This window comes from Streptomyces sp. NPDC048504, assembly GCF_043200035.1.
GTDB lineage: Bacteria > Actinomycetota > Actinomycetes > Streptomycetales > Streptomycetaceae > Streptomyces.
The window spans coordinates 252,509-268,776 of the sequence record NZ_JBICXA010000015.1 but is presented as its reverse complement, the minus strand read 5'-3'; the positions used below and the strand labels follow the sequence as shown (position 1 = coordinate 268,776).

The window sequence follows — 16,268 nt, the reverse complement described above, 5'->3', positions numbered from 1 at the left end:
ACCCTTGACCCCAATGACCCGAAAACGCCGTATCCCGCCCTCCCCCCTCCCCCAGCGCGCCGGAGTCGACCCGGTGCGGGTCCGTCTGCCCCCCGAGGAGTCGTGGGCCACCGTGCGCGAGTACCTGGTGGACCGGCTCTCGGGGGCGGGTGACGGGGTCGTCGACCAGATGATGGACGACGGGCTGTTCGTCGGGGTGGACGGGACGAGCGTGGCCGGGTCGCCGTACGAACCCGGGATGTTCGTGTGGTTCCACCGGGAGCTGCCCGTCGAAGTGCCGGTGCCCTTCCCCGTGGACGTCGTCTACCGCGACGAGCACATCGTCGTCGCCGACAAGCCGCACTTCCTCGCGACCACCCCGCGCGGCAGTCACGTCGTCGAGACGGCGTTGGCGCGACTGCGCAGGGAGTTGGGGATCCCGGATCTCGGCGCCGCGCACCGGCTCGACCGACTCACCGCCGGGCTCGTGCTGTTCACGGTGCGGCCCGAGGAACGGGGCGCGTACCAGGCGCTGTTCCGGGAGAAGCGGGTACGGAAGGAGTACGAGGCCGTCGCGTCGTACGACTCCGGGCTCGACCTTCCTACGACCGTGCGCTCCCGCATTGTCAAGGAGCGTGGGGTGATGGCCGCCCGGCAGGTCGAGGGTGAGGTCAACGCCGTCAGCCGGGTCGAGTTGGAGGAAGAGCGGGGGGACGGGCTCGCCCGGTACCGGCTGGTGCCCAGTACCGGGCAGACGCATCAACTGCGCGTCCACATGAGCGCGTTGGGCGTGCCCATCCTCGGTGATCCACTGTATCCCTTGGTCGACGACCCCGTGCCGGACGGTGATTTCCGGCGGCCGCTCCAACTGCTGGCGCGGGCACTGGAGTTCACCGATCCGGTCACGGGGACCGAGCACCGGTTCCGTAGCGGGCGGGTGCTCGAAGCCTGGTCCTCGTACGAGGACTGGGCCGGTCAGTAGCCCCGCCACCACCTCAAGAACCGCTGCCACGCGCCGAGTTGACGTACCGGTTCCGGAGTCGGAGCCGGCTCCGGCGGAGCCGTCACCTCGACGGGTTGCGGCATCGCGGCGGGCGCGGGCTGCGGGTCCGACGGCATGCCCACGTGCCAGGTGTGGCGGGGTTGCGGGACCGCCGCGTGGCCCGGCTTCTCCGAGACGTCCTGCGGGGGCTTCGGGGCGAACTGCACCGGCAGCTCCACCAGGTGGCGGGAGGCGATCGACGACGTCCAGCTCAACTCGCCCTCGTCGCAGTCGAGTTCGATGTCCGGGAGCCGCATCAGCAGCGCGTCCACCCCGGTGTCGGCGATGGCGCGGCCGATGTCCTGGCCGGGGCACTCGTGCGGCCCGCCGCCGAAGGCCAGGTGGGAGCGGTTGCCCATCATGTTGGCCTTGAGGTCGGGACGCACCCGGGGGTCGACGTTCCCCGGCGCCGGTGCGAACAACAACCCGTCGCCCTTGCGGATGCGCTGGCCGCCCAACTCCGTGTCCTGCTTGGCGAAGTACGCGAAGACGGTGCTGAACGGCGGCTCGTCCCACAGCGACTGCTCGACCGCCTCCGGCACCGTCATCTGCCCGCCGTTGAGCTGGGCGCGGAAGCGCGGGTCGGTGATGACCATGCGCAGCGCGTTGGCGAGGAGGTTGGTGGTGGCCTCGTAGGCGGCGAAGAGGACGAGCCGCAGGTGCTCCCTGACCTCGTCGTCGCTGAGCCCCGCCGGGTGCATGACGAGGTGGCTGGTGAAGTCGTCCGCGGGTTCGGCCCGGCGCAGGGCGGTGAGCCGGGTCAACGCGTCCATGACGTACTGGTGGCTGGTGATGGCGGTCGCGGTGCCCTTGAGGGCGTCGCGGGCGGCCTCCACCATCTGGTCGTTGTACTCGTCGGGCATGCCGAGGATCTCGCACAGCACGGCCATCGGCAGGTGCTCGCAGAACTGGCTGACGAGTTCGGCGTGCCCCTGCTCGCAGAAGGTGTTGGCGAGGATCTGGGTGTAGCGGTTGATGTGCCGGCGGATGCCGCGCGGGTCGATGGTCGACATGGCGCCGGTGACCGCGCCGCGCAGCCGCAGGTGTTCGTCGCCCTCGGCGTGCGAGGCGATGGGCTGCCAGGCGATGTGCGGCATCAGCGGGTGGTCGGGCTTGACCATGCCCTCGCGCAGCGGCGTCCAGATGCGGCTGTCCCGGCTGAACTGCGAGGGCGTACGCACCATGTGCAGGTTCTCTGTGTGCCCGAGGACGACCCAGATCGGTACGTCGTCGTGGAGCAACACCGGTGCCACGGGGCCGTGTTCGGCGCGGAGCTGCTCGTAGAGGGCGCCCAGGTCCGCCGCGTCGGGGCCGTACAGCCGGTGCAGTCCCCCGGGCCCCTGGCCGTGCGCGGGGCAGCCGGGGGGCGGGCCGAGCCTGGTGTCGTCCGTATCGGTCGGGAAGGTGTGTTCAGGCGTCACGGTGATCGCTCCGAGAACTGAAGTGAATCCGGTGTCGGGGGAGTTGGGCGGGTCAGGTCAGTGAGCCCGTCATCGCCAGGGAGTGCAGGAAGCGCATCAGCGTCATCAGGACGTCCCGGCTGGAGGCGCGGCGGCGCGCGTCGCACTCGATGATGGGGATGTCCGGGGACAGGTCGAGCGCCGTACGCAGGTCCTCGATGGGGTAATGCGGGCCGTCCGGGAAGGAGTTGACCGCGATCACGAACGGCACCCCGCGCTCCTCCAGCCGTCCTATGACGTCGAAGCTGACTTCCAGGCGCCGCGTGTCGATCAGCACCACCGCGCCGAGCGCGCCCTCGAACAGCCCGTTCCACAGGAACCAGAAGCGTTCCTGGCCGGGGGTGCCGAACAGGTACAGCACCAGTTGGTCGGTGATGCTGATGCGGCCGAAGTCCATCGCGACGGTGGTGGCCGTCTTGCTCTCCGAGCCGTAGTTGTCGTCGACGCCGACGCCGGCCTGCGTCATGGTCTCCTCGGTGGTCAGCGGCCTGATCTCGCTGACCGAACCGACCATGGTCGTCTTGCCGACCCCGAAGCCGCCGACGATCACGATCTTCACCGCGGCCTGGGCCGTGTGCGGGAGATGGTCCTCGGTCCGAGGGCCCGTGATGGTGTCAGAGCTTTTGAAGTCCATGCATCACCGCTTCGAGGAGGGAACGGTCGGGGAGCGCCTGGCGGACGATCGGGGCGCGCGCCTGCACCAGTTCGGCCGCCAGCAGCTCGGTGAGCAGGACGGTCACCACGCTGTACGGCAGGTTGAGATAGGCCGACAGCTCGGCCACGGACAGGGGGGAGATACAGAGCCGGAGCAGGGTCGCCTGCTCGGGGGTGGCGGACTGCGGCACGTCGGCGCGGGCCACGATCAGCGTCACCAGGTCGAGTTCGGCCCGGTCGCCGTCCTCGGCCGCGCCGGTGAGCACGTACAGCCGCTCGGGGATCTTCCCTTCGCCCGGTTTCTTGCCGGGTTCGGGCGGCGGTTTCTCCGCGGGTTGTCGCCGCTGGCGTTGCGGAGGAGTCATACGGTCTGCCCGTTGCGCCTCGGCGGGCTGGTGAGGTGGGCGCCGATTCTGACGACGAGGTCACGCATGCGGTTGCTCATCAGGCCGGGCTCGGCGACCACGTCGGACAGGACGGCCAGATAGGCGTTGGCACCCGCGGCCATCAGATAGAAGTAGCCGCCGTTGATCTCGATGATGACCATCTTCATCCGGCCGTCACTGCGCGGGATCTCGGAGGCGACGGCACTCGCCAGGCTCTGCAGTCCGGCGCAGGCCGCGGCGACGCGGTCGGCCGCGTCGGGGTCGCCGCCGTAGCGGGCGATGCGCAGCCCGTCGGCGGACAGGACCACGATCTGCTGGATGCCGGGCACGCCGTCGGCGAGATCCTTGAGCATCCAGTCGAAGTTGGCTCGCTGCTGGATCACTTGAGGTCCCCCTCGTCGTCGGCCTCGACTCGGGCCGGCTCGGTCTTCTGGGTGAAAGCGGTCGGGTCCGGGTCACCCTTGAGGCCTTCCATGAACGCCTCGACCCACAGGCCCGGTTCGGGTTCGTCCTTCTTCTCCGGCTCGGGCTCGGGCGTGCCCCAGGCGGAGCGGGCCTCCCGTGCGGCGGCCTCGGCGCGCTCGGCGGCGGCCTGTTCGGCGTACCGCTGGGCGAGCGGGACCTTGACCCGGCTGCGGCGCTGCGGCAGGCCGCCCGCCGTCCACTCGGTGACCTCGGGAACCTCGTCCTCCATGCTCACCGAGGCCGGGATGCGCGGGCTCGTGGGGCGGCGCCGCTTGATCGTGCGCTTGGGACCGTCGACCGCGCCGAGCTCCGCCTTGGGCAGGGCGGTGGCGCCGATGCCGTGGGCGAGTCCGGGCGCGGTGCCGGGGGTGAGCATCTCGCTGGGCACGATGAGGACGGCACGGACGCCGCCGTACGCCGAGGCACGCAGCGAGATCTGCATGTTGTACGTCGCACACAGCCGGCCGACGACGGCCAGGCCCAGGCGCGGACTCTCACCGAGGTCCTGGAGGTCGGTGCCGGCCTTGGCGCGCTCCAGCATGCCCTCGGCCCGCGCCCGCGACTCCTCGCTGAGGCTGACGCCGCCGTCCTCGATCTCGATGGCGACACCGGTCTGCACCTCTACGGCGGTGACGTGCACCTTGGTCTGCGGGGGCGAGTAACGCGTGGCGTTGTCGAGGAGTTCGGCCGCCGCGTGGATGACCGGCTCGACGGAGATGCCGCGGATGTTGACCTTGGCGATGGAGTGCAGCTCGATGCGGCGGTACTCCAGGATGCGGGACATGGCGCCGCGCAACACGCTGTACAGCGGCACCGGTTCGGGCCACTGGCGACCGGGACGGCCACCGCCGAGCACCGAGATGGAGTCGGCGAGACGGCCGATCAGCGCGGTGCCGTGGTCGATGCGCAGGAGGTCGTCGAAGACCTCGGGGTTACGGCCGTGGTCCTCCTCCATCTCCCGGAGTTCCTTGGCCTGTTGGTGGACGATGGCCTGGACACGGCGGGCGATGCTGACGAAGGAACGCTGCGCGGAGTCACGCATGTTCTCCTCGCGCTGGACGATGTTGAGCACCGTCCTGAGCAAGTCGCGCTGCGGCTGCGGAAGTTGCCGCCAGTCGGGATCGGCGTCGACGACTTGGCGAATCACCTCTCCGGGGGATTCTCCGCTGCTGAGCCGGTAGAGCGTGGCGGGCAGGATCTCCTTGCCGAGCCGGAGCATCTCCGTGTTCTGGTCGGCGAGCCGCCGTTCCAGATACGCGGTGTGACGGTCGTGCTCGGCGCGAGCGTCCCGCAGGTTGCGGCCACGGCGTACCGCTTCGGCCGCAGTCACGATCACCAGAAGGGTGGCGACGGCTCCGCACCAGCCGACGGCGATCCGGGCAGGCCCCGCCACCAGGGCGACGGCGGCCCCGGTCGCCGCGGCCATCACTATGGCAGGCGGCAACAGCACGCGCGCGTAGGGAAGTTCACGGCCACCGGGGGGCGATTGAACACTCACCATGTATGCCCTCTAAAGACGGGTCGGCTGGGGGGATCAAGGAAATCTGGGGGGAGCTTCTGCATCTTTTGCATGTTTGGGAACAAGCGCACGAATACAGCCCAACTCGGTGCGCTGCGGGCGAGCTTAGTCCGACCGGATCACCGCTGTGTCATATTCGGCAAGCCCCTGAAAAGGGACACAGAAGGGGAGTACCCTCAGCCCATTTACACGCTGAGGCTTCAATCGCACACAGCGAGTCACAGTGAACGGGCATACGAAAATCACTCACCGTAAGGAGTGAAGCACCGATTCCGGCTCGGGTTCGGGCCCGAATTCCGGATCAGATTCCGGCGATGCGCAATGCCGCGTCGGCCGTCGCCTCCGCGAAGGCGGACACCGGCCGCTCGGGGTCGGAGCGGTGCACGAGGATGACACCCTCGATCAGCCCGAAGACCAGATCCGTCCGCAGCTCCAACTCGCTCTTGGCGAGCGCCCCGCCCGCCGCCGTCGCGGCGAGCAACTGCCGGTAGGCGTCCTTGAGTTCGGCACGCACGGCATGGAAGCCGGCGAAACGCTCGGCGCGCACTTCGGGCAGCAGATAGAGCCCGCCGAGGTTGTGCGAGCCGCCGCACAGCAGCTCGACGTCGGTACGGCACAGCTCCCACAGCCGGTCCTCGGCCGGGGTCGCGTCGTCCGCGAGGAGTTCCCGGGCGTAGGCCAGCGACGGGGTGACCGTGGACTCCAGCAGATCCGCGAGCAGCTCCTCCTTGCCGGAGACGTAGTGGTACATCGACGCCTGCCGCATGCCCGCGCGCTCGGCGACAGCCCGGGTCGTGGTGGCGGCGTAGCCGCGGGTGGTGAACAACTCGGCGGCGGCGGAGAGCAGTTCGGCGCGCGGGGACAGGCCACTGTCCGGCCGCTGATCGGCCCGCGGCCTGCCGACCCGGCGGCCCCCCTGTGCACCTGTCGTCCCCATGCGTTCGATCCTCGCACACGGCCCCGGACCACGGACTCCTGGTGATCTTCGTGAGGGCTCGGTAACCGAGCGGCAACACCCGGGCAACCCCGGCGACCCGCCCGCCTCCTAATTTCTGTCGAGCGACAGAAATGCCGCACGACCAAGACGTCCCCGCAGCCGGAGGTCCCCCGCGATGGCGACAGCGACCACTTACGGAGCCCGCGACCACGCCCGCGCCCAGGAGGGCGAGCGGGCCGAGGCGATGCCCGTCGTCCCGGCCGGCGACTGGCCGGCGCCGCCCTGCGAGGCGGGCCACCTGGTGTGGGCCGAGACCGTCGCGGGCGGCAACTACACCCACCGCGTCCTGGCCCGCGGCACCGAACTCCGCCTGACCGACCTGCGCGGCGACGCCTGCGCCCACCTGCTCCTGTACGCGGCCGACCGACCGTGGGAACGCCTCAACGTCGCCGACACGGTCAAGGTCCAGTGGAACGCCTACCTCGGCGAGGGCCAGCTCCTCCTCTCCGACCAGGGCCGCGTCCTCGCCTCCCTCGTCGCCGACACCTCCGGCCGCCACGACGCGCTGTGCGGCACCTCCACCCTGGTCCGCAACACCGAGCGCTACGGCGACGGCACCCCGCAGTCCGACTCCCCTGCCGGGCGGGAGCTGTTCAAGCTCGCCGCCGCCAAGAACGGCCTGGAACCACGCGACTTGCCACCCTCGCTCTCCTTCTTCCAGGGCGTCCAGATCCGCGACGACGGCTCCCTCGACTTCACCGGCTCGACCGGCCCGGGCGGCAGCGTCACCTTGCGCGCCGAACAGGACGTGACCGTACTGATCGCGAACGTGGCGCATCCGGCCGACCCGCGCACCGAATACGTCAACACCCCGCTGGAAGTGCTCGCTTGGCGCGCCGAGGCCACCAAGCCGGGCGACCCGCTGTGGGAGGCGACCCCCGAGGGCCGCCGCGCCTTCCTGAACACCGCCGAATTCCTTGCCGCGAGGGGGCTCATATGAAGACCGAGGACGTACCGGCCATGAAGACGGTGGAAGTACCGGCCCGCGCCGCCTGGTCCGCCGTGGTCCGCACGGGCCAGACCCTCACCATCACCGACCTGCACGGCAACCAGGCCGTCGACTTCCTCGTCTACGACGCCCACGACACGTCGGTCCGCTACAGCGCCCCCGACACGATCCACGCCCAGGGCAACCTCTTCCTGACCACCGGCAGCGTGCTGATGTCCAACGAGCACACCCCGCTGATGACCGTCACCGCCGACGAGGTCGGCCGGCACGACACGGTCGGCGGCGCCTGCTCCAAGGAGTCCAACACCCTGCGCTACGGCCACCACACCTGGTCGCAGCACGCGTGCGTGGACAACTTCCTCGCGGAGGGCGCCCGTTACGGCCTCGGCAAGCGCGACCTGGTCTCCAACATCAACTGGTACATGAACGTGCCGGTCGAGAAGGACGGCACCCTCGGCATCGTCGACGGCCTCTCCGCCCCGGGCCTCGAACTGACCCTGCGCGCCGAACGCGACGTCCTGGTCCTGGTCTCCAACTGCCCCCAGATCAACAACCCTTGCAACGGCTTCGAGCCGACGGCAGTGGAGATGACGATTACCGAGGCCACCTCCCAAGGGGATGCCGGATGACCTTCGACACGCTGCTGATCGCCAACCGGGGCGAGATCGCCGTCCGCATCATCCGCACGGCCCGCGAACTCGGCCTGCGCACCGTCGCCGTGTACTCCGACGCCGACCGCTCGGCACCCCACGTCCGGCTCGCCGACGAGGCGGTACGACTCGGCCCGGCACCCGCCAAAGAGTCATACCTGGACGCCGACTTGGTGCTGAAGGCGGCCAAGGACACGGGCGCGGGCGCGATCCACCCCGGCTACGGCTTCCTCTCCGAGGACGCGGCCTTCGCACGGCGCTGCGAGGACGCGGGCATCGTGTTCGTCGGCCCAACTCCCTCCCAACTGGAGCTGTTCGGCGCGAAGCACACGGCACGGGCGGCGGCCGAGGCGGCTGGAGTCCAACTAGCCCCCGGCACAGGCCTGTTGGCGGACCTGGACGAGGCACTCACCCAAGCAGCCCTGATCGACTACCCCGTCATGCTCAAGGCGACCGGTGGAGGCGGCGGCATCGGCATGTCGGCCTGCCACTCCCCCGCCGAACTCACGGAGTCCTGGGAGCGCGTGCAGCGCGTCGCCGCGGCCTCCTTCTCCTCCGCCGGCGTCTTCCTGGAACGCCTCGTCGAGCACGCCCGCCATGTCGAGGTACAGGTCTTCGGCGACGGCGAGGGCAAGGTCGTCACCTTCGGCGACCGCGACTGCTCCCTCCAGCGCCGCAACCAGAAGGTGGTGGAGGAAGCCCCGGCACCCGGCCTCCCCGACCACATACGCACCCAACTGGCGGCATCCGCCCGCGACTTGTGTGCCTCGGTCGACTACCGCTCCGCAGGAACAGTCGAGTTCGTCTACGACGCGACCCGCGAGGAGGCCTACTTCCTGGAGGTCAACACCCGCCTCCAGGTGGAACATCCGGTCACCGAGGAGGTCTACGGCGTCGACCTGGTCGCCTGGATGCTACGGCTGGCCCAGGGCGAGTCCGACGTCGTCCGCGACCCCGGCACCCCCCGCGGCCACGCCGTCGAGGCCCGCGTCTACGCCGAGGACTCGTCCCGTGAACACCGGCCCAGCGCGGGCCTGTTGACCCGGGTCGAGTTCCCGGACGGCGTACGCGTCGACGGCTGGGTGGAGACCGGCATCGAGGTGACGACGTCGTACGACCCGATGCTCGCGAAGGTCATCGCCTACGGCCCTGACCGCGCCCACGCCCTCCAACGCCTCGACGAGGCACTGGCCCGCACCCGCGTGGACGGCATCGAGACGAACCTGGGCCTGGTCCGGGCGGCGTTGGCGGAGCCGGACTTCCGTACGGCCACCCACTCCACGGCGACCCTCGCCACCGTCACGGACCCCACGCCCCGCATCGAGATCGTCTCCGGCGGCACCCTCACCACGGTCCAGGACTGGCCGGGCCGCACCGGCTACTGGCAGGTCGGCGTACCGCCGTGCGGCCCGATGGACGACCTCTCCTTCCGCCTCGGCAACCGCGCGCTGGGCAACGAGGAGGGCACCCCCGGCCTCGAATGCACCCTCCAGGGACCGACGTTGAGGTTCACCCAAGCCACCACGGTGTGCGTGACGGGCGCCCCGGCACCGGTGACGGTCGACGGCACGCCGGTCCCGCAGTGGGAGCCGGTGACGGTACCTGCGGGCACGACCCTGGAGATCGGCGCCCCGGCCGAACACGGCCTGCGGACCTACGTGTTGTTCGCGGGCGGCCTGGACGTACCCGCGTTCCTCGGCAGCGCGAGCACCTTCACCCTGGGCCGCTTCGGCGGACACGGCGGCCGGGCCCTGCGCACCGGCGACGTCCTGCACGGCGGCACGGTCGCCGAGGGCACACCCGTACCCACCGCCGACCGCCCGGCCTTCGGCGCCGTATGGGACGTAGCAGCGGTCGAAGGCCCGCACGCGGCACCGGAGTTCTTCACCGAGGACGACATCCGCGACTTCTACGCCGCCGACTGGAAGGTCCACTTCAACTCGGCGCGCACGGGCGTCCGCCTGGTCGGCCCGAAACCCCGCTGGGCCCGCACCGACGGCGGCGAGGCGGGCCTGCACCCGTCCAACATCCACGACACCCCGTACTCGGTGGGCGCCGTCGACTACACGGGCGACATGCCGGTCCTGCTGGGCCCCGACGGACCCTCGCTCGGCGGCTTCGTCTGCCCGGCCACGGTCATCAGCCAAGAGCGCTGGAAACTGGGCCAGTTCAGGCCCGGCGACACGGTCCGCTTCGCCCCGGTGAACGTCGACGGCTCGCCCCGCCCCGCCATCGTGGACGGCGGAATCCTGGCGAGGGACGGAGACGTCACCTTCCGCCGCAGCGGCGACGACAACCTCCTCGTCGAATTCGGCCCCATGCAACTGGACTTGGCGCAGCGCATGCGGGTCCACGCCCTGATGGAGGCGGTGGCGGAGGCCGACTTCGAGGGCGTCACGGACCTCACCCCGGGCATCCGCTCCCTCCAGATCCAGACGGACCCGAGCCGCCTGCCACAGTCCGAACTCCTGGCCGCGGTAAGGGAGACAGCAGCTTCCCTGCCCCCCACCGACCAACTGATCGTCCCCTCCCGCACGGTCCACCTCCCCCTCTCCTGGGACGACCCGGCCACGCGCGAGGCCATCGCCCGCTACATGGCCGGCGTCCGCGACGACGCCCCTTGGTGCCCCTGGAACATCGAGTTCATCCGCCGCGTCAACGGCCTGGACTCGGTACAGGACGTCTACGGCACGGTCTTCGACGCGGAGTACCTCGTACTGGGCCTGGGAGACGTCTACTTGGGCGCACCCGTGGCGACCCCTCTGGACCCCCGCCACCGCCTGGTGACGACGAAATACAACCCGGCCCGCACCTGGACGGCCGAGAACTCGGTCGGCATCGGCGGGGCGTATCTCTGCGTCTACGGCATGGAGGGCCCCGGCGGCTACCAGTTCGTGGGCCGTACGACACAGGTGTGGTCGGGCTGGCAGCAGCGCGGCGCGTTCGAGCAGGGCTCCCCCTGGCTCCTCCGCTTCTTCGACCGCATCAAGTGGTACCCGGTGGAACCGGACGAACTCCTCGAACTCCGGGCCGACATCACCTCCGGCCGCTTCGTCCCGCGCATCGAGGATGGCACGTTCTCGCTCGCCGAGTACGAGGCGTTCCTCACCGAGAACGCCGAGTCCATCGCGGAGTTCAGGTCCCGCCAGCAGACCGCGTTCGGCGCGGAGCGCGATGCCTGGGAGGCGGCGGGCGAGTTCACGCGGGCGGAGGCGGTCGCCGCCCCGGCACCACCGCAGGCCGAGGTGACGATCCCGGCGGGCGGACGCCTGGTGGAAGCCGAATTCGCGGCGTCCGTCTGGCAGTTGAACGTGGAGCCGGGCGACGAGGTGACGGCGGGCCAACCCCTCCTGGCCCTGGAGGCGATGAAGATGGAGTCCAGGGTGCACGCGCCCATGGCCGGCATAGTCACCGAGATCCTGGCCAGGCCCGGCGACCAGGTGGAAGCGGGCACGGCGTTGCTGGTCCTCGCCCCCGCAAGCTGAACCTCAAGCCGAACCGCAAGGAGCGAGAAGAGATGTCGACCACCGTGTCCCGAGTCCGCGCCGCCTACGCCCGCATAGAGGCGGTGAACCGCCCAGAGATCTGGATCGACCTACGCCCGCAGCCGGACGTGGAGTCCGAGGCGCAGGCAATCGACGAGCGAGTGACGGCGGGCGAGCAACTCCCCCTCGCCGGGCGCCTGTTCGCGGCCAAGGGCAACATAGACGTCCACGGCCTCCCGACCACGGCGGGCTGCCCGTCGTACGCCTACACCCCGGAGACCGACGCCCCGGTGGTCGCCCGTCTCCGCGCGGCCGGCGCGATCGTGCTCGGCACCACGAACCTCGACCAGTTCGCCACGGGCCTGGTCGGCACCCGCTCCCCGTACGGCGCGGTCCGGGGCGCCCACGACCCGGAACGGATCAGCGGCGGCTCCAGCGCGGGTTCGGCCGTCGCCGTGGCCCTGGGCATCGTCGACTTCGCCCTCGGCACCGACACGGCGGGCTCGGGCCGGGTCCCCGCCGCGTTCAACGGCATCGTCGGCCTGAAGCCCACCCGGGGCCTGGTCCCCACGACGGGCGTGGTCCCGGCCTGCGCCTCGATCGACTGCGTGACGGTCTTCGCCCGCACCCTCCCCGAGGCCGAACAGGCCCTGTCTTTCATGACCTCCCCACCCGACCGTGACCTCCCGCCCCTCCCCCAGCGCAGGCCGGGCCCGTGGCGCATCGCGGTAGCGGCGCGCGAACAACTCGGCGAACTGGACGAGGGCTGGGCGGAGGCCTACGAGGCGGCGGTGGAGCAGCTCAAGGGCGCGGGCGCCGAGATCCGCACCCTCGACCTCACCCCCTTCACGGAGGCGGCGGCGATGCTCTACCAGGGCGCGTTCGTGGCCGAGCGCTACACAGCGGTGGGGAGCTTTATCGACAAAGCAATTGCGGACGGCACCGAGGGCCTGGACCCCACGGTCACCGGCATCATCACCCGAGCCCGAGACATCCCGGCCCACCAGCTGTACGCGGACGAGGAACGCCTGGCCGCTCTCCGCACCCGAGCCCTCTCCGAACTGGCAGACGCAGACGCCCTGTTGCTCCCGACGACCCCTGGTCACCCCACCCTGACGGAGGTAGCGGCCAACCCCTTGGGCGCCAACGCCCGCCTGGGCCGCTTCACCAACTCCACCAACCTCTTCGACCTGGCAGCGGTGGCAGTCCCGTCCGGCGAGGCAAACGGGTTGCCCTTTGGCGTGATGCTGATCGGCCCGGCATTCACAGACGACCGCTTGGCGCGAATAGCGCGCGAGTTGGAGCCGGAGACCCACATCGCCGCAGTAGGCGCCCACCTGACGGGCCAGCCCCTCAACCCCCAACTACTGTCCCTGGGCGCCCGCTTGGACCGCACGACTACGACGGCCCCGGTCTACCGCTTGCACGCTCTGGCGACGACTCCGCCGAAGCCGGGCTTGGTTCACGTGGGCGAAGGCGGAGCGGCGATAGAGACGGAGATATGGCGCCTACCGGCAGAGGGCCTGGGCCGCTTGCTGGCGACCCTGCCCCGCCCGATGACACTGGGAAGCGTTGAGCTGGCGGACGGTACAAGTGTGCCGGGTTTCTTGTGCGAGCCGGCGGCACTGGAAAACGCCGAGGACATCACAAGCCACGGCGGCTGGCGACCGTACCTGGGCTCTTAAAGAGGCGCAAGGCCACCCCCCTAGGGGCGCGGGGAACTGCGCGACCAGCCACAGCGAACCCGCACCCGCCCCAAACCGCTACCCCACCGACGAGTAGGCCACAACCCCCCGCAACAACAACTCAACAGCCTTCCGCGCATTCTTCGCCACGGTCGACGACGCCTCGCCCCCAGTAACCGGCGCCGCAGCAGAAATCTGCCCCAACACATCGATCACCTGCTTGCACCACCGAACAAAGTCCCCGGCCGGCATCTCCACCTCCCGAAGCACCTCGTCCAACCCCTTCCCACTGGCCCACATGTACGCGGCCCAGGCAAACCCAAGATCAGGCTCCCGCTGTCCGACCCCCTCGGTCTGAGTGATCCGGAAATCCTCCTCAAGGGCATCAAGCCGCCCCCAGATCCGCACCATCTCCCCGAGCGCGGCCTTGGCCGCACCCGACGGCACCTTGGGAACCGTCGCATCGTCACTGACCCGCGCCTCGAACACCAACGCCGAGACACACGCGGCGAGTTCGGCAGGAGAAAGCCCCTCCCAAACCCCCTCGCGCAGACACTCACTGGCGAGCAGATCAAGCTCGCCGTACAGCCGGGCCAGCCGCTTGCCGTGCTCGGTGACCTCGTTGCCCCGCAGATAGTCCAGGTCGGTCAGGAGCGCGACGATCCGGTCGAAGGTCCGGGCGATCGTGTTGGTCCGCCCCTCGATCCGCCGCTCCAACTGCGTGGTGTCCCGCTGCAGCCGGTGATACCGCTCGGCCCAACGGGCGTGATCCTCACGGTCGCTGCACCCATGACACGGATGCGCCCGGATCGCCGTACGCAACTGTGCGATCTCCCGGTCGTCCGCGGCCTGCGAGCGCTGCTTGCGGGCCCGCTCCGGCGGGATGTGCCCGGCCTTGGTGCGCAGCGCGGACGCCAGGTCCCGACGGGACTGCGGGGAACGGGGGTTGAAGGACTTCGGGATCCGCATCCGGTCCAACGCCTCGACGGGGACGGGGAAGTCCATCGACGCGAGCCGCTTGACCTGCCGCTCCACCGTCAGGACCAGCGGACGCGGCCCGTCGTGCTGCTCGAACCCACGGTGGCCGTTGGACCGCCCGGCGGGCAGTCCCGGGTCCAACACCAGTGCCAGACCGGCGTACTTGCCGGTCGGGACGTGGATGACGTCTCCCGGCTTGAGCTTCTCCAGCGCGACGGCGGCCTCCGCGCGCCGTAGCGCCACGCCCTGGCGGGCCAGCTCGGTCTCGCGGTCCTTGAGCTCGCGGCGCAGCCGCATGTAGTCCTCGAAGTCGCCCAGGTGGCAGGTCATGGAGTCCTTGTAGCCCTCCAGGCCCTCCTCGTTGCGCTGCACCTGCCGCGAGATCCCGACGACCGACCTGTCCGCCTGGAACTGCGCGAAGGACGTCTCCAGCAGCTCCCGCGACTTGTGCCGCCCGAACTGCTCGACGAGGTTGACCGCCATGTTGTACGACGGCTTGAAGCTGGAGCGCAGCGGGTACGTGCGCGTGCCGGCCAGTCCCGCGAGGTGCTCGGGGCTGATCCCGCGCTGCCACAGCACGACGGCGTGGCCCTCGACATCGATGCCGCGGCGGCCGGCCCGGCCGGTCAGCTGGGTGTACTCGCCGGGGGTGATGTCGGCGTGCTGCTCGCCGTTCCACTTGACGAGCTTCTCCAACACCACCGAGCGCGCGGGCATGTTGATGCCGAGCGCCAGGGTCTCCGTGGCGAACACGGCCTTGACGAGCCCGCGCAGGAACAGCTCCTCCACGACCTCCTTGAACGTCGGCAGCATGCCCGCGTGGTGGGCCGCGATGCCGCGCTCCAGGCCTTCCAGCCACTCGTAGTACCCGAGGACATGCAGGTCCTCGTCGGGAATGGACGCCGTGCGCTCCTCGACGAGCGCACGCACCTTCTCCCGCGCCTCGTCGTCGTTGAGCCGCAGCCCGGCGTACAGACACTGCTGTACGGCGGCCTCGCAGGCGGCGCGGCTGAAGATGAACGTGATGGCGGGCAGCAGGTCCTCGTTGTCCAGCCGCTCGATGACCTCGGGGCGTCCCGGTGTCCACACCCGCGAACGCGATCTGCGCTCCCGCTCCCGGTCGGCCTCGCGCATGGCACGGCCGCGCTTGCGGTCCTGGTACGAGGGGCGCTGGGCCTCCATGCGGGCCAGGCGGGTGAGGTCGGGGTTGACGGCCTTCTTGTTGCCCTCGCCCTCCTCGAAGAGGTCGTACATCCGCCGCCCGGCGAGCACGTGCTGGAACAGCGGCACGGGCCGGTGCTCGGAGACGATCACCTCGGTGTCGCCGCGGACGGTGTCGAGCCAGTCGCCGAACTCCTCGGCGTTCGACACGGTCGCCGACAGGGAGACCAGGGTCACCGACTCGGGGAGGTGGATGATCACCTCTTCCCATACGGCGCCGCGGAAGCGGTCGGAGAGGTAGTGCACCTCGTCCATGACCACGTAGCCGAGGCCGAGAAGGGTCTGCGAACCCGCGTACAGCATGTTGCGCAGCACCTCGGTAGTCATGACGACCACCGGGGCTTCGGAGTTGACGCTGTTGTCGCCGGTGAGCAGGCCGACCTTGTCCGCGCCGTAACGGCGGCACAGGTCGGCGTACTTCTGGTTCGACAGGGCCTTGATGGGGGTCGTGTAGAAGCACTTCTTGCCCTGCTGGAGGGCGAGGTGGACGGCGAACTCGCCGACGATCGTCTTGCCGGAGCCGGTGGGCGCCGCCACCAGCACGCCCTTCCCCGCTTCGAGCGCCTGGCAGGCCTCGATCTGGAAGGGGTCGAGACCGAAGTCGTACATCTCGCGGAAGTCCGCGAGCGCGGTGGCCTGCTCGGCTGCCCGCAGGCGGGCTGCCGCGTACCGCTCGGCCGGGGAGAGGTCCTCTGTCATCGTGCTTTCGAGCGTACCGGGCGCCACTGACAACAGGACGATCATTATCCGTTCCCACGGGTCCTCCACACACGGAGACCGGCCGCCCGCACTGCGGGA

The 16,268-nt window shown here is 70.2% G+C and carries 12 protein-coding genes; 5 read left to right on the top strand and 7 right to left on the bottom strand.

Going from position 1 to position 16,268, the window contains the following annotated elements; genetic code table 11:
* Window positions 1–13: 13 nt before the first annotated feature.
* Window positions 14–961 (top strand): pseudouridine synthase, encoded by a 948-nt coding sequence (locus tag ACGFY9_RS33575; protein ID WP_393760427.1) that lies wholly within the window; start codon window positions 14–16, stop codon window positions 959–961.
* Here ACGFY9_RS33575 and ACGFY9_RS33570 read toward each other — a convergent pair.
* From ACGFY9_RS33570 to ACGFY9_RS33545, 6 genes are all read right to left on the bottom strand, one after another.
* Window positions 955–2,442 (bottom strand): cytochrome P450, encoded by a 1,488-nt coding sequence (locus ACGFY9_RS33570; protein WP_393760425.1) that lies wholly within the window; start codon window positions 2,440–2,442, stop codon window positions 955–957. The genes ACGFY9_RS33575 and ACGFY9_RS33570 overlap by 7 nt on opposite strands.
* A 52-nt stretch (window positions 2,443–2,494) precedes the next feature.
* Window positions 2,495–3,115, bottom strand: coding sequence for an ATP/GTP-binding protein (locus ACGFY9_RS33565; RefSeq protein ID WP_200680124.1), 621 nt, complete (start codon window positions 3,113–3,115; stop codon window positions 2,495–2,497).
* Window positions 3,096–3,500, bottom strand: a complete 405-nt coding sequence (locus ACGFY9_RS33560; protein WP_393760422.1) for a DUF742 domain-containing protein — start codon at window positions 3,498–3,500, stop codon at window positions 3,096–3,098. Before ACGFY9_RS33560 ends, ACGFY9_RS33565 begins: the two co-directional genes overlap by 20 nt.
* Window positions 3,497–3,904, bottom strand: a complete 408-nt coding sequence (locus tag ACGFY9_RS33555) for a roadblock/LC7 domain-containing protein (RefSeq protein ID WP_393760420.1) — start codon at window positions 3,902–3,904, stop codon at window positions 3,497–3,499. The genes ACGFY9_RS33560 and ACGFY9_RS33555 overlap by 4 nt, the downstream gene beginning before the upstream one ends.
* Window positions 3,901–5,487, bottom strand: a complete 1,587-nt coding sequence (locus tag ACGFY9_RS33550; protein ID WP_393760418.1) for a sensor histidine kinase — start codon at window positions 5,485–5,487, stop codon at window positions 3,901–3,903. Before ACGFY9_RS33550 ends, ACGFY9_RS33555 begins: the two co-directional genes overlap by 4 nt.
* 319 nt (window positions 5,488–5,806) lie before the next feature.
* The gene (locus ACGFY9_RS33545) at window positions 5,807–6,442 is read right to left on the bottom strand and encodes a TetR/AcrR family transcriptional regulator (protein ID WP_393760416.1); all 636 of its coding nucleotides are present in this window, start codon (window positions 6,440–6,442) and stop codon (window positions 5,807–5,809) included.
* Window positions 6,443–6,617: 175 nt separating this feature from the next.
* Between ACGFY9_RS33545 and ACGFY9_RS33540 the strand changes: the two genes are divergently transcribed.
* From ACGFY9_RS33540 to atzF, 4 genes are read left to right on the top strand one after another with little or no spacing between them, the layout of a single operon-like run.
* A complete protein-coding gene (locus tag ACGFY9_RS33540; RefSeq protein WP_393760414.1) occupies window positions 6,618–7,442 on the top strand; it encodes an urea amidolyase associated protein UAAP1 in 825 nt (274 codons plus the stop codon).
* Window positions 7,443–7,462: 20 nt separating this feature from the next.
* Window positions 7,463–8,080 (top strand): urea amidolyase associated protein UAAP2, encoded by a 618-nt coding sequence (locus ACGFY9_RS33535; RefSeq protein WP_393760505.1) that lies wholly within the window; start codon window positions 7,463–7,465, stop codon window positions 8,078–8,080.
* Window positions 8,077–11,586 (top strand): 5-oxoprolinase/urea amidolyase family protein, encoded by a 3,510-nt coding sequence (locus tag ACGFY9_RS33530; protein WP_393760412.1) that lies wholly within the window; start codon window positions 8,077–8,079, stop codon window positions 11,584–11,586. Before ACGFY9_RS33535 ends, ACGFY9_RS33530 begins: the two co-directional genes overlap by 4 nt.
* A 32-nt stretch (window positions 11,587–11,618) precedes the next feature.
* The gene (gene atzF, locus ACGFY9_RS33525) at window positions 11,619–13,271 is read left to right on the top strand and encodes an allophanate hydrolase (RefSeq protein WP_393760410.1); all 1,653 of its coding nucleotides are present in this window, start codon (window positions 11,619–11,621) and stop codon (window positions 13,269–13,271) included.
* Window positions 13,272–13,349: 78 nt separating this feature from the next.
* Here atzF and ACGFY9_RS33520 read toward each other — a convergent pair whose 3' ends face one another.
* Window positions 13,350–16,214 (bottom strand): DEAD/DEAH box helicase, encoded by a 2,865-nt coding sequence (locus ACGFY9_RS33520; protein ID WP_393760408.1) that lies wholly within the window; start codon window positions 16,212–16,214, stop codon window positions 13,350–13,352.
* Window positions 16,215–16,268 lie beyond the last annotated feature (54 nt).